Annotated in this window: 13 protein-coding genes and 1 riboswitch; of the genes, 5 read left to right on the top strand and 8 right to left on the bottom strand. The window is 50.9% G+C overall.

What is annotated here, in order from left to right; all coding sequences use genetic code 11:
* Nucleotides 1-80 precede the first annotated feature (80 nt).
* The 5 genes from EYB30_RS15250 to EYB30_RS15230 form a co-directional block, all read right to left on the bottom strand.
* Nucleotides 81-434, bottom strand: coding sequence for a YdbL family probable chaperone protein (locus EYB30_RS15250; protein WP_166839761.1), 354 nt, complete (start codon nucleotides 432-434; stop codon nucleotides 81-83).
* A 10-nt stretch (nucleotides 435-444) separates the two neighbouring features.
* Nucleotides 445-633, bottom strand: coding sequence for a YnbE family lipoprotein (locus tag EYB30_RS15245; RefSeq protein ID WP_166839760.1), 189 nt, complete (start codon nucleotides 631-633; stop codon nucleotides 445-447).
* On the bottom strand, nucleotides 630-3,194 hold the full coding sequence (locus EYB30_RS15240; RefSeq protein WP_166839759.1) for an intermembrane phospholipid transport YdbH family protein: 2,565 nt from the start codon (nucleotides 3,192-3,194) through the stop codon (nucleotides 630-632). The genes EYB30_RS15245 and EYB30_RS15240 overlap by 4 nt, the downstream gene beginning before the upstream one ends.
* Nucleotides 3,195-3,347: 153 nt before the next feature.
* Nucleotides 3,348-5,048 carry a M28 family metallopeptidase gene (locus EYB30_RS15235; RefSeq protein WP_166839758.1) on the bottom strand — a complete coding sequence of 567 codons (1,701 nt, stop codon included), beginning with the start codon at nucleotides 5,046-5,048 and terminating at the stop codon, nucleotides 3,348-3,350.
* 121 nt (nucleotides 5,049-5,169) lie between these two features.
* Complete coding sequence (locus tag EYB30_RS15230) at nucleotides 5,170-5,784, bottom strand: hypothetical protein (protein WP_206674666.1); 615 nt, start codon at nucleotides 5,782-5,784, stop codon at nucleotides 5,170-5,172.
* Between the two features lie 105 nt (nucleotides 5,785-5,889).
* Between EYB30_RS15230 and EYB30_RS15225 the strand changes: the two genes are divergently transcribed.
* Together EYB30_RS15225 and lysC are read left to right on the top strand one after the other, a co-directional pair.
* A complete protein-coding gene (locus EYB30_RS15225) occupies nucleotides 5,890-6,159 on the top strand; it encodes a DUF3081 family protein (protein ID WP_166839757.1) in 270 nt (89 codons plus the stop codon).
* A gap of 173 nt (nucleotides 6,160-6,332) precedes the next feature.
* Nucleotides 6,333-6,505, top strand: a riboswitch (Lysine riboswitch).
* Between the two features lie 106 nt (nucleotides 6,506-6,611).
* Entirely contained in the window at nucleotides 6,612-7,964 is a 1,353-nt protein-coding gene (gene lysC / locus EYB30_RS15220; RefSeq protein ID WP_166839756.1) for a lysine-sensitive aspartokinase 3, read from the top strand.
* Nucleotides 7,965-7,987: 23 nt separating this feature from the next.
* On the opposite strand, the gene EYB30_RS15215 is transcribed toward lysC, so the two are convergent.
* Nucleotides 7,988-9,238: a dicarboxylate/amino acid:cation symporter gene (locus EYB30_RS15215; protein ID WP_166839755.1), complete on the bottom strand. Its 1,251-nt coding sequence runs from the start codon at nucleotides 9,236-9,238 to the stop codon at nucleotides 7,988-7,990.
* Nucleotides 9,239-9,345: 107 nt separating this feature from the next.
* Nucleotides 9,346-10,002 carry a 7-cyano-7-deazaguanine synthase QueC gene (gene queC / locus EYB30_RS15210; RefSeq protein WP_166839754.1) on the bottom strand — a complete coding sequence of 219 codons (657 nt, stop codon included), beginning with the start codon at nucleotides 10,000-10,002 and terminating at the stop codon, nucleotides 9,346-9,348.
* Between the two features lie 105 nt (nucleotides 10,003-10,107).
* Between queC and queE the strand changes: the two genes are divergently transcribed.
* On the top strand, nucleotides 10,108-10,773 hold the full coding sequence (gene queE, locus EYB30_RS15205; RefSeq protein ID WP_166839753.1) for a 7-carboxy-7-deazaguanine synthase QueE: 666 nt from the start codon (nucleotides 10,108-10,110) through the stop codon (nucleotides 10,771-10,773).
* A gap of 16 nt (nucleotides 10,774-10,789) precedes the next feature.
* Nucleotides 10,790-11,200: a DUF4440 domain-containing protein gene (locus EYB30_RS15200; protein ID WP_166839752.1), complete on the top strand. Its 411-nt coding sequence runs from the start codon at nucleotides 10,790-10,792 to the stop codon at nucleotides 11,198-11,200.
* Here the strand turns inward: EYB30_RS15200 and EYB30_RS15195 are convergent.
* Complete coding sequence (locus EYB30_RS15195; protein ID WP_241698054.1) at nucleotides 11,191-11,811, bottom strand: LON peptidase substrate-binding domain-containing protein; 621 nt, start codon at nucleotides 11,809-11,811, stop codon at nucleotides 11,191-11,193. The genes EYB30_RS15200 and EYB30_RS15195 overlap by 10 nt on opposite strands.
* 35 nt (nucleotides 11,812-11,846) lie before the next feature.
* Here EYB30_RS15195 and EYB30_RS15190 point away from each other — a divergent pair, with 35 nt between their 5' ends.
* Nucleotides 11,847-13,037: a DNA recombination protein RmuC gene (locus EYB30_RS15190; protein ID WP_166839751.1), complete on the top strand. Its 1,191-nt coding sequence runs from the start codon at nucleotides 11,847-11,849 to the stop codon at nucleotides 13,035-13,037.
* Nucleotides 13,038-13,092: the final 55 nt, after the last annotated feature.

The following is a 13,092-nucleotide window of genomic DNA, read 5'->3' as shown; positions in this document are numbered from 1 at the left end:
AGATATTTACCTGAGAAAACAGTACCTTTATCAGCATAGCTGAAACCGAAGTTGCCACGATGATAAATTTCGTGCTGCCATCAGGGCTTTTTCACCCAGTTACCGTCCAGCAAAATAAAGTGGCCGGCACTGGTACGCTCTATGGCTTTTTTGCCGGCCATGGCTTCAACATCGGCTACGGCGATATTATTTTGCTGTGCTAAGCGGGCATACTCGGCGCGGCGGGCGTCATTAATTAATTTAACGATATCGGCCGCATCTTGGCTGTTTTGCACCACCCCCAGGTAACCGTTGGCTTGCTCGCCCACTAAGCCCTGAGCTTTAGCATTACCCAAAGCTGCCATGGCCTGCTGCAAATTCATGGCCAGTACCGGCAGGCTTAGCGCCAACAGCGCAGGTAATAACAGCAGCTTTATTTGTTTAATCAGTTTCATTGTGTGCTCCTTAGAATAAACCACTGTCATCACTGAACAGCTCGTCCAGCTGTTTGTCGACTTTGATATAAATTTCATGCTGAATTTTTACATTCAGATTGATATTAATCGGCTCTGCCGGCATCGCCACCTGCACTTTGGGGGTACAGGCGGCCAGCATCAGCAGCAATAAGGCTGCGCTGCCCGTTGGTTTTATCATGGTTGTGCTCCGTTAGCGCGTGTCGCGCCTGACTGTTGTAATTTCTGTTGTACCCGCTGCTTTATTTTGTCACTGATTTGGCTGCTAAGTTGCAAGCTGGTGATCAGTGCCGGAATATCTTCTTCCAGATTAATATTCAGATTTATAGGCCGGCCGTTTTCCAGTGCCGGGTTATTGCCCTGCAGCTGCAGGGCCAGTAATAACTTACCACTGGTATCATAGCTGACTTTACTCGACAGCACCGAGTAGTGAAAGTCGTCCAGCGCGTCCAGCACCAGTTTCATGCCCTGATTGTTTGCTGCCATGCTTTGTGCTGCCGGCGGGCGATACTGCAAGGTGCCGCCGGGGCTTTCGGCAGCGATAACACCATCGGTGATGCTGGCACCGCTGCGGCCTAATAACAGCGGTATAGTGCCTGATATACGGCCATTGCCGCTGATATCAGTACTGGGATGCTGCTTAAGCAGTTGGCTAATATCAATGTGCTTTAGGTTAAGTTGCAGCTTTTGCCCGGGTAAGGATAAATCCAGCACTTGCGGCTGCATAGCAATGTGGCCACCCATCGCCTGCAATTGCAGCTGTTGTATATCCAGCGTGCCGCTTGCTATGGCCCCGGGATGAGCCTGGTAATGCGCCGTTGCGTTGAGCGGTCCGGCAACAACACCATGATTGATCTGTGCCAGGCTGGCGTCGCTGGTGCTAAGCAGAAATTGCTCTGGCGTGTAATGCAGCTGCACTGCGGCGCTGAGATCCTGAAACAGGCTACGGTCATAAATACCGCTGATACCGGATAACTGCAGCTGTGCTGTGGCATGTAACGCCGGTAACAGGCTTAGCGTACCGGTGGCGCCAAGGCGGCCACGGTTTAGCTCCAGCAACGGCGGCCAGGCGGCCAGGCTGTCGCTAAGCGGATTACCGGCCAGTAAAAACATATCGCCCAGTTGCCAGTCGATACTGATGTTGTCAGACGCATACTGCACTTGATGCGACAGCTGTAAACTGGCGCTATTGGTTAAGTTGCCCTCAAGGCTGAGCCTGGACAAATCACCCTGCAGTTTAGCCTGCCATTGCCAGCTAAGCGGCTTAATAGCGCTATGGGTAAGCTGGTCGAGGCTCAGCTGTATATCTGTTTTCAGCTGCAGCGCCGTAAAGCCGGCATCTCCGCTAAACTGACCGGCACTGCTCGTTAGCGTCAGCAGGTTTAGCCTGGTGTCTTTTGCTGCTATGGCGGCAATCTCAGCGCTTAGCTGCTGCACATCCAGTTGCCAGCGGTCAGCCAGCCAGTAAGCGTTAAAATGGCTTTGCAGTTTAAGGTTATCGAGCCGGGCCTGAGCGCTTGCCAGCTGCGCTTGTGTTAGCGTCAGCTTGGCATCCTGTACGCTGACACTCAGCGGCGGCGTTGGGTTTAATGTGGCATTGGCGTTAAACGCCAAAGCAGTATCACCGCGGCTGTTTAGCGCAATCTGCAGCGGCAGCGCTGTTAACTGCACCGGCCCGTGGCTTTGACTGCTGATGGCGATATCCAGCGTATCGGCACCAATGCCAAGTTGCGACAGCGCTTGCGGTATCTCAGGCTGGCTTAGCCTGAGCTGGCTGTTAAGCTGATACCGGCTGAGCTCGCCTTGTTCAAGCGTCAGGGCAGCAGTGAATTGCCCCTGCAGCATACCGATGCCGGGTAGGGCAACCGCAGAGGGCAGGCGGGCCTCTAACTGCCATTGGCCGCTGCTTGCTGTGGTCAGAGCGGCCAGATTTAGCTGTTTCGGTACACTTAACTGCCATTGGCTCTGCAGCGATACCGGCGCATTAAACTGGCTTAGCGCATCCTGTGGCAGTCCCACCTGCCACAGCGCCAGCTGCTGCGTTAGCCAGGCGGAGGGCGGTGCTATCTGAAGGTTAATGTCGCCATTAATATCCAGCTTATCGCCAGAGGCCGGCGTCAAGTGCTGCTTTAGCTGTAGCCTGGTACTGTTATCAAGCTCAATGTCGCTATAAAGTACGGGCAACTCTGCCACTGTGTAATACTGTCCGGTCAGTTTAAGCCGGTTAATGTCGACGCTATTAGCGTCAGACAGCTGTAGCTGATAGGTTAGCTTGCCTGATTGCTGTGCTGCTTGAAGTGATAACTGATAGCGGCACTGAGCACCGCCGCAGGGTAGGTTAAGCCTGAGTTTATCCAGGCTTATCGTGTCTGGCAAACTGGCAGGCAGCTGCCAGTTGTTGGTTAAGCCGGCAGTAGGGGCCTTATCTGCAGATGTGTTAGCGCTAACAGGCCAGGCTAAAAGCCTGACATCAGCCTCTGAGACGGCCAGTGCTGTCAGTTTTGCATTATTAAAACGCCAGTTCAGCTGCAGATCGGTAAGCCTTACCTGCAATGCCGGCTCTGGCAGCGTGAAGCTGATATTCGTCAGGCGCACGTGGCGCAGCCCCAGGCTGCTTAGCTGATACTGCAGGTTTTGTAGCGGCAGGTCGGACAGGGCTTTTTGCAGGTACCAATAGACCTTAGCTGTTAACAGCAGCAATACAGCCAGGGTGGTAAGCAGTATTTTTTGCCACCTGCGCATAGGAAATCCTTTTGTTTATTCGCTGAAGACTAAACCGAACCTACTGAATAGACAATGAATATATCAGGCCGGGCGGTTTATCTCTATGCACAGTGGCAACCCAGGCCGCAATAAAAAGGGCAGCCTGTGCTGCCCTTACCGTGGTTATTGCGTTTACTGGCGCGCCCCGGCTGAGGCATCGCGTACGGCGCGAAACTCATTGCCTTCATGCCAGTTTGGCCAGTTGCGGCTATTAGCAAGCTCATTACCTACCTGATAATACAGCATTAAATCCTGCTGGGCACCGCGTAAATCCCAATCGTCGCTCCATTCATCGCCTACCTTGTGGTAACAACATTTATTGTACTCAGCGCGCTGGGCTTTGCCCCATTCAGCGCCTTTTTCAAAGTGATCATTACCGCCTTTAGCGTACAAAATAGGCACGCCTTTTTTCGACAGGTTAAAGTGATCTGAGCGATAAGCAATACCGGCTTCCGGGTTATGTTCGCGCACCGCATAGCGGCCTTGCTGCTTAGTGTACTTAATTAAGATATCTTCAGCATTGTTATTACCCATACCAACAATCACCATATCTTTCATCGGGCCGTACACGTTCATCACGTCCATATTAATACCGACGACGGTTTTCTCCAGCGGGAACACAGGGTTAGCCGCGTACCAGGCAGAGCCTAATAAACCGCGCTCTTCTGCCGTTACGGCGACAAACACTATTGAGCGCTCAGGCTGCTGTTGCTGGGTAAAGTATTCGGCCAGTGCCAGTAAGCCAGCGGTACCTGAGGCATTATCCTGAGCGCCATTAAACACTTTGTTGTTTGGATTAGAGAAATCCATGCCCAGGTGATCCCAGTGCGCCATATACAGCACATATTCATCCGGATACTTGCTGCCTTCGATATAGCCGACCACATTGCTGGAGGTGAGCTCGCGCAGGTTGTTTTTCACGCTAACAGAGGCTTTTGCATTTAACGGCACAGGTGCAAAGTCTTTTTCCAGTGCTTTTTTATGCATAGTGGCTAAATCGGTGCCAATGTTGGCAAACAGCTTTTCGGCCGATTCAGTAGTGACCCAGCCTTCGACTTTGGCGCGGTCCATGTTTTTGTTGTCATTGATTAAGTCAAACTTAATCGGCGAGCCGTGCGCGACCACCCCCCAGCCGTAGCTGGCGGCATCGGTTTCATGGATGATCAGCGCCATCGCCGCGCCCTGACGGGCAGCTTCTTCATATTTGTAGGTCCAGCGACCGTAGTAGGTCATGGCATTGCCGTTAAACAGCTGAGGGTCCTGGGTGGCAAAACCCGGATCGTTAACAAACATCACCACGGTTTTACCTTTAACATCTAAGCCTTCGTAGTCATTCCAGCCGTATTCCGGGGCCACTATGCCATAGCCGACAAAGACCATATCGCTGTCAACGACATCAACCTGTTCAGTCACCCGGGTGGTCCAGGCGGTCATTTCATCACGGTAGCTAAACTGGGCGGGTAAGTTATCGCCTTTTAAACTAATGGCGGATACCTGCACCGGGTCAATCTGCACCAGCGATACCGGTTGTTTGTAGCTGTCACCGTCTATAGGCTTTAAACCGATGCGGCGGAAATTATCTTCTAAAAAGGCCACGGTTAACTCTTCGCCTTTGGTCGCCGGAGCCCGGCCCTGAAACTCGTCTGAAGCCAGGGTTTTAATGTATTCGCCCAACCGCGGATTAACCTCTGTTAGGGTAAATTCGGCTTGCGGCGCTGTAACGTCAGCAGGCGCGGCGGTTTTTACGTCAGCCGGTTGTTCAGAACAGGCACTGAGTAAGGCGGCTGCAGCTAATGCGCTGGCCAGTAAGGTAAACCTGGATTGGGTAGTCATAATCACTCCGTGGTTTTTATCGTTATAGGTCGCTGTAGGTTCAATATTGGGTTGCAAAAGCGGTTTATCTTAACGTAACTAAAAAGCAGCGACCAGTCGCCTAATCGCTGCCAGCAGGTGCTTAGTCCTGATAACCCCAGGGCGTAGGCGGTAAGGCGACCGGTTTGGTTAAATCAAAGTCAACGCGAAACTCGCGGCCGTCACGTACCAGCCGGTAACTAAATGTTTGCGGGTAAATGTACATTTGCCAGGTGTTGCCATTAGAAGCCGGAATGCCCAAGCGCACAAACAGCTCTTTCGAGTACTGATCGGCCGGAAAGCTTTGTACTGTCGGCCAGCCGGCATCCAGCGTATGGCCGCCGTACATGGTGGAGACATCATGGCTGCCGTCTTTATTGCGATGATCATGCTTTAAACTCAGGCCTGAGCCAGTTTTCGTGATGATCCAGGTGCGGGAATGATTGTCACCAACATGGAACGGGATCTGCAGTTGACTGTCGGTACATTTACGGACATGCATAATTAGCTTACCGTCAAAGCCATCGCTTTTCGGGTTGTCCATTACCACTTTGCCTTGATAGGCTTTACCGCAGTGTGCCCGCAGATTATCAAAGTAGGCATCGTGGCTGGCAATAGACACCAATGGTGCTTGCTGCACAATATTATTTGCACTTGCTGCCATCGCGGTGATGGACAATGTCAGGGCCATGGCGGTGGTGAACAGAGGTTGACGCATAGGTTTTCCTTATTGTTCTTATCTAACTGCGCCGGACTATACCCTGAGTATGTAATAGCTGCAAACCGGTGTTACTCTTATGGCAATTGAGACAGGAGCGTACAAATGCAGAATGAACTGGATGGTAAATTTTTACTCAGTGTGTTTGGCAAAGTAGAAAAACATGGCCGCGCCATTACCAATGAGCTGGGGGCGGGCTTTGAGCTGGATGGTATTACCGTTAATGCCGGCTTTGATGGCTATGAGGTGTATTTAACCGATGGCAAGGTGCAGTTATCGCTGGGGTTTCACAACAAATGGCACAGTGATGCTAAAACTGAAACAGATATGGATGCCTTTGTCGCAGCGCTTAAAAAAATTAACCGCAACTACTGATTTATTTAATCTGTGCTAAGGATTTGTTCAGCTTATCGCGTTACCATAGCGACAAAGTATAAGCACCGGCAGGCGCAGCAGCGGGTGCGACAAAAAACTTTGTTTAGACGGCTAAAAGGCTATTGCCTGGCAAGAAAAAACAGGGTAAGGTGTCGCCCGTCAATCATATCTGATAGACCAGAAGAGGCGCGTTAGCCAGGTAGTTCAGGACAGATGTCTATACATCGTAGCCTGAATAAGGGGGACTAACGCCGAGGGAGCTACTGTTATAGAGCGGTAGCTTCCGGTCGTTAAGGCTGAATCCTTACGACTGTCACCTGAATTTCGGTGGAGAGCTTCTGGCCTTTGTTAACTACAGTTTACAGAAATTACAGAAGCTGTCTGTGCCATTCTCGTTTTGCTGTTAGCAAATGCCATGCTCTGCTTATTATGTTTTATAAGGAGAGGCACCCTTGTCCAAACTTATTGTTGCAAAATTCGGCGGCACCAGCGTCGCTGACTTTGATGCGATGTCACGTTGTGCTGACATTATTTTATCTGATGCTGCCATTCGTTTAGTGGTGGTCAGCGCCAGTTCCGGCGTCACCAACCTGCTGGTTGATATTACCAAACATACCGACGTAGCTGAACGCTATGCCTGCTACCAGGGCATAGAGCGTATTACGCTGGCGGTGTTAAACCGTTTACAGCAGCCAGACAGCGTAGCGGCTGATATTGACCAGCTGTTATCGGCGTTAAAAGAGCTGATAGAGCAAAGTGGCGCTGTGTATAGCGCTGCGCATAAAGACGAGATCCAATCCTTCGGTGAGCGTTTAAGTTCAGTGCTGTTTGCCCAGGTGCTGCGTGAGCGCGGTGCGCCGGGGCTATGCTTCGATGCGCGCCGGGTTATGCGTACCGACAGCCGCTTTGGCAAAGGTGAACCGCAAATTGGCCAGATCAGTGCGCTGTGTGCTGTACAATTGCAACCGTTATTGGCTGATAACGTAGTGGTAACCCAGGGCTTTATCGGTGCTGATGAGGTGGGGCAAACCACTACGCTCGGCCGCGGTGGTTCTGATTACAGCGCAGCACTGCTTGGCGAAGCGCTAAGCGCAGCCGTGGTACAGATCTGGACTGATGTCGTCGGCATTTTTACCACTGATCCGCGTTTAACCGAGCAGGCCCGTTGCATTAAAGAAATCAGCTTTGATGAAGCGGCCGAAATGGCCACCTTTGGAGCCAAAGTGCTGCATCCTGCGACGTTAATACCGGCAATGCGGCGCAATATCGGTGTTTTTGTCGGCTCCAGCCGCGAGCCACAAGCCGGCGGCACCTGGATAGCCAAAGAGGTTAAAGATCGCCCGCCGTACCGTGCCATCGCGCTGAGAAAATCCCAAACCCTAATCACCGTAAAAAGCCCGGCCATGTTGCATGCCGCCGGCTTCTTAACCCGGGTGTTTGATATTTTAAGCCGGCATCAGATTTCGGTGGATCTAGTCACTACGTCAGAAATCAGCGTGGCATTAACGTTGGATGAAGGCGGCATGACCAGCGCTTTTAGCGCGTCGGTAGAGCCGGCACTGACAGAGCTGCGCAGTTTTTGCGAGGTGTCGGTAGAGCAGGGCTTAAGCCTGGTGGCGGTGATTGGCAACCATTTACACAGTAGCAAGGGTATTACCGGCGATTTATTTAATACACTGGAGCGCATTAATATGCGGCTGATTTGCCATGGCGCCTCCAAGCATAATCTGTGCTTTTTAGTACAGGACAATGATGCACCGGCCGTGGTGAAACAACTGCACCAGAATTTATTTAGTGCAGCCTGAGCAAATACCCGCAGCAGTAAGCGTTAAGACGCTGCTGCGGGGTTATCCTGCCCGGTGGTGGCAGCAAGCGGAGCCTTAACCAGGCCTTCAGAACGCCCGATAACCAGCGCTACCATGGTATCGCCGGTTACATTGGTGGCTGTGCGCATCATATCGATAATCCGGTCTACCGCCGCAATAAACGCAATACCTTCTATCGGCAACCCCACTACACTTAAGGTCACCGTTAGCATGACCATGGCCGTGCCGGGTACTCCGGCGGTGCCGACCGAGGCCAGTGTGGCGGTACCTGCAATCAGCAGGTAATCGACAGCCGCTAATTCAATACCATACAAATGGGCAATAAAAATGGCGGCAATAGCCGGGTAAATACCACCACAGCCATCCATATTAATGGTGGCACCCAGCGGCAGCACAAAGCTGGCGTAATCTTTTGACACGCCTAAATTTTCGGTGACCACTTTATGACTTACCGGCAAGGTACCGTAGCTGCTGGCGCTGCTGTAGGCGACTAACTGCGCCGGTAAAATGGCTTTGAAGTAATCCCGCAGGCCTATACCGCCAAATAACTTAACCAGGCCGCCATAGGTAAACAGGATATGGAGCAAGCAGGCCAGATAAATTGCCAGAATAAACTTACCCAGTGGTAGCAGAGTGTCCAGGCCGTAGTTGCCGACTACCCAGGCCATTAAACCAAACACACCAAGTGGCGTCAGCTCCAATACCATGCGGGTGATTTGGTACATAATATCGGCGCCGGACAGTAGCACTTTTTTCATCGGTGCGGCTTTGTCACCCAGTTTATTAATGGCAATACCGACTAAAGAAGCAAACACAATAATTTGCAGAATATTGCCATTTACCATGGCAGCCAGCGGGTTGGTGGGAATAAGGTTAGTCAGCACATCAGCAACCGGTGGAATATCACGCGGTTTTACTTCCGCCGCCGTAAGCTGCACAGCATCGCCCCAATTGACTAACGAGCCGATAGCTAAGCCAATTAAACTGGCAATAAATGCGGTAAACAAAAACAGACCTACGGTTTTAAACGCCAGCCGCTGCATTTTCCTGCTGTCGGCCAGTGAGGTAATGCTGCTGATCAGAGCAAAAAATACCAGTGGCACCACCAACATACGGATGGCATTGATAAACAGTGTGCCCAGTGGTTTAAATACTGTTGCGGTTTCGCCAAACAGCACGCCGGTAGTCACGCCGAGCAACAGCGCACCAAGCACCCTTTGCCAAAATGGGATAGCGAACCAAAAACTAAACATAAATTACTGCCATAACATAAGATTTCGACATTATAGAGACGAAAGAAGCAGCCACAAGGCCGCTTTTCTATATGTTATAACCAGCTGTTCTGGATCGGTTTGGCGTCTTATTCGTAGGGCAGTGGGTCGGTGGTGTTATTCAGCGCAAAGGCTTCTAAGCGCTCCTGACAAGAGCCGCATTTGCCACAGGCTTTCTCGCGACCGTTGTAACAGGTCCAGGTTTGGCTGTAATCCAACCCCATGGCCAGGCCGTCGGCAAGAATTTCAATTTTCGTCTGGCTTAGGTAAGGGCTGACAATATCGACCGGCTCATAGTTGGCTATCTGACAAACATCATGCATTTTTTGCACAAATTCCGGCCGGCAGTCCGGATAAATAAAGTGATCGCCGCTGTGCGCGCCGTAATATACCTGATTAGCGCCAATAGACACGGCATAACCCACCGCTAACGACAGCAAAATCATATTGCGGTTTGGCACCACGGTGGATTTCATATTGTCTGCGGCGTAATGGCCTTCCGGGATGTCGATATTGTCGGTTAACGACGAGCCGGCTAACAGCTGGTTGATGGCGGAGATATCGACAATCTTGTGTTTGATACCCAGTTGCAGGCACACCGCAGCCGCGCATTGCAGCTCTTTTACATGACGCTGACCATAGTTAAACGATAAGGCATACACATCATGGCCTGCTTGCACCGCTTTATGCAGTACGGTAAAGGAATCCATCCCACCGGAATAAATCACCACAACTTTGTTCGGCATAGCAGGCTCTCTCTTGTATAATACAGCGTAAATTTATGACGTTCCCGCGCTGCGGGGCGCGCATTGTACAGTAATTCAGCCACAGGCTAAAGGGTAAAGCACAGCGTGTATAAAGTTAACGAGGTTTTTGAAACCATTCAGGGCGAGGGCAGCTTTACCGGCGCGCCGGCTATTTTTATCCGGCTGCAGGGCTGCCCGGTAGGCTGCAGCTGGTGCGATACCAAACACACCTGGGAAATTAAAAACGAGCTGCGCCAGAGCCTGGGCGATATTGTGATTAAAACCGCAGAAACCGAGCATTGGGCTGGGGTTACAGCGGAAGAGCTGCTGGCGCTGTTTGCCAAAGAGGGTTATCAGGCGAAACATGTGGTGATAACCGGTGGCGAGCCTTGTATGTATGATTTAAACCCGCTGTGCCAGTTGCTGCACAACGCCGGCTACAGTACACAAATTGAAACCAGCGGCACCTTTGACATTCAAGCGCCGGCGCAAACCTGGGTCACGGTATCGCCAAAGGTGAATATGGCCGGGGGTTATAAGGTGCTGCAAAGCGCGCTGGACAGAGCCAATGAAATTAAACATCCGGTCGCGATGCAAAAGCACATCGACGAGCTGTTGCAGTTATTGCAACATACTGACACTGCCGCTAAGCTCATTTACTTACAGCCGATAAGCCAGCAGCGCCGGGCGACAGAACTGGCTATTGCTAAATGTAAGCAACACAACTGGCGGTTAAGCGTACAGGTGCATAAATACCTGGGGATCAGTTAATTAAGGGATAGGTTAAATGCAAACCTTAACAGAGTTTTTTCAGCGCTATGCCAGTGCTTATGTCAATGCCGACACGCAAGCCTTTGGTCAGTTTATTTCACTGCCCAGCATGTTACTGGCGGGGGATAAAAAGACTATTTTAGCCGACACTGACAGTTTGCATAACCATGTGTTATCGCAGGTGGAAAAATACCGGCAGCTAGGCGTGATTGATGCTGAGCCGGTACTGCAGCATCAGCTGCGTTTGTCTGAACAACTGCAGTTTGCCAGTGTATATTGGCGCTTTTATGACGGCACCGGCAAGGTATTGTTTACCTGCCATACCTCTTATACCTTGCAAAAATCTCAAGAACAATGGCAGGTGGTGGCGATTATTCTGGATGATGAACAGGCCGCTTACAACAGGGTAGCCGGCACTCAGGCCTGATAAGACAGCCAGGCCTGCAAACTGTCCAGACAAGGTGCCGGGCTGCTTTGTAACGCCAGCTGTTGTTTTAATGCCGGTTGCATCGGCAGAATTTCCAGATAGCGGGACGCCAGCCAGGCGGCATCAGCATAGTTGGGGCAAGGATAGAGCTGCTGCAGCGCCGGATATTGCTGCAGCAGCTTTTCCATTTGCTGCACCAGCGGCTGATACTCGGTGCTGATTTGCTGTGCAGGCCAATTGTCGATGCCGGTTACTTCAGCAATGTGCAGCTGATCGGCTTCTTGCCAGCGTTTGATGATTTGCACCTTTTCTACCCCGGCGATGGTGATACCCAATAAACCATCGTCCAGCTGCTCAAAATCCTCTATCTGTACCCGGGTTGCCAGCGGCAAGATGCGGTCGGCATGGCTTTGGCTGACATAGGGGTTGAGCTGTGCCATCGCGAAGTCGCGCTTGCCGGCGCTGGCCTCGCTGATCAAACGCACGTAACGCGGCTCAAATACCCGAAGCCGCATCCGGCCGCCGGGTAAAATAAAACTGTTTAACACAAATAACGCCAGTTGCTTCATCGTACTGCTGATATCGTTGTATAGTTGGCTGTTTATACGCAAAGGGCAGCATTCTGGTTTGCCGGAGTAGGGGTTTTATGACAACAGAGTATTGGTTTTATCTGCTAAGTGCGATTTTGATATTAAATTTACTGTTGTTGTTAGTGTTGGTACTGCGACGGACAGATGTCAGCGGCTTGCTTAACCAGTTTAAACTGGATCAGCTGCAGCAACACAGTCAGTTTCAACAGCAGCTATTACAGCAACTGCATCAACAACGCCAGCAACTGCAGCAGCAACAACAAGAGCATTTGTTGCAGGTATTGCAAAAAATCACCGATACCCAGCAAGCAGCCCGCTTTGAACTGAGTAAAAACCTGCAACAACAAGCCATTATGTTAGCCGAGCAGGTAAAACAGCTAACTCAGAGTATTGACCAGCGTTTAAAAGACATCGCCGGTCAGGTGGAAAAACGCTTAACGGATGGCTTTGAAAAAACCAATCAAACCTTTACCGATATTGTTAAACGCTTGGCGCTGATTGATGATGCGCAGAAAAAAATTACCGAGCTGTCGACGAATGTGGTTAGCCTGCAGGAAGTGCTGGCAGATAAACGCTCCCGTGGTGCCTTTGGCGAAGTGCAATTGACGGCGCTTATCCGCAATGTGTTGCCGGAGCAGCATTTTTCACTGCAACATACGTTAAGCAACGGTCGCATTGCCGATTGCATGTTATTTTTGCCCAAGCCCAGTGGCGATATTGCCATAGATGCCAAGTTTCCGCTGGAAAGCTATAAAATGATGACCGATCCACAATTAACAGCAGACGAGCGTAAGCAGGCGCAGCGGCAGTTTAAGCTGGATATCAAAAAGCATATCAATGACATTGCCGCTAAATACATTATTACCAACGAAACTGCCGACGGCGCTATTATGTTTTTACCGGCTGAGGCTATTTTTGCCGAACTGCATGCTTATCATGCTGATATTGTGGAAGAAGCATATCGCAAAAGAGTGTGGTTAACCTCACCTACGACTTTAATGGCGGTACTGACCACAGCGCGTAGTGTGCTCAAAGACGACGCAACGCGCCGCCAGGTGCATTTAATTCAGGAACACCTGATCAAGCTGGCTGAAGATTTTGACCGCTTTCGTGGTCGTTTTGATAACCTGGCCAAACACATTGATCAAGCGGCAGTCGATGTAAAACAGATACACACGTCGGCCACTAAAATTAGCAGCCGCTTTAGCCAGATTGAAAAAGTGGAATGGCTGGAAGAAACTGACTAGGCTTTAATAGTAACGATGTAAATAACAACAACGCCTGAGGGTGTAGTGAGGGCTG

Source organism: Rheinheimera pleomorphica (assembly GCF_011634895.1).
Taxonomy (GTDB): Bacteria; Pseudomonadota; Gammaproteobacteria; order Enterobacterales; family Alteromonadaceae; genus Alishewanella; species Alishewanella pleomorphica.
This window is presented reverse-complemented; position numbering and strand designations above follow the sequence as displayed.

What these genes read in the sequence shown, in the direction of transcription:
- EYB30_RS15240 (WP_166839759.1), bottom strand. Translation starts at nt 3,194, where the DNA reads ATGCGCAGGTGGCAAAAAATACTGCTTACCACCCTGGCTGTATTGCTG.
- EYB30_RS15250 (WP_166839761.1), bottom strand. Translation starts at nt 434, where the DNA reads ATGAAACTGATTAAACAAATAAAGCTGCTGTTATTACCTGCGCTGTTG.
- EYB30_RS15200 (WP_166839752.1), top strand. Translation starts at nt 10,790, where the DNA reads ATGCAAACCTTAACAGAGTTTTTTCAGCGCTATGCCAGTGCTTATGTC.
- EYB30_RS15235 (WP_166839758.1), bottom strand. Translation starts at nt 5,048, where the DNA reads ATGACTACCCAATCCAGGTTTACCTTACTGGCCAGCGCATTAGCTGCA.
- EYB30_RS15215 (WP_166839755.1), bottom strand. Translation starts at nt 9,238, where the DNA reads ATGTTTAGTTTTTGGTTCGCTATCCCATTTTGGCAAAGGGTGCTTGGT.
- EYB30_RS15230 (WP_206674666.1), bottom strand. Translation starts at nt 5,784, where the DNA reads ATGCGTCAACCTCTGTTCACCACCGCCATGGCCCTGACATTGTCCATC.
- queC (WP_166839754.1), bottom strand. Translation starts at nt 10,002, where the DNA reads ATGCCGAACAAAGTTGTGGTGATTTATTCCGGTGGGATGGATTCCTTT.
- EYB30_RS15190 (WP_166839751.1), top strand. Translation starts at nt 11,847, where the DNA reads ATGACAACAGAGTATTGGTTTTATCTGCTAAGTGCGATTTTGATATTA.
- EYB30_RS15245 (WP_166839760.1), bottom strand. Translation starts at nt 633, where the DNA reads ATGATAAAACCAACGGGCAGCGCAGCCTTATTGCTGCTGATGCTGGCC.
- EYB30_RS15225 (WP_166839757.1), top strand. Translation starts at nt 5,890, where the DNA reads ATGCAGAATGAACTGGATGGTAAATTTTTACTCAGTGTGTTTGGCAAA.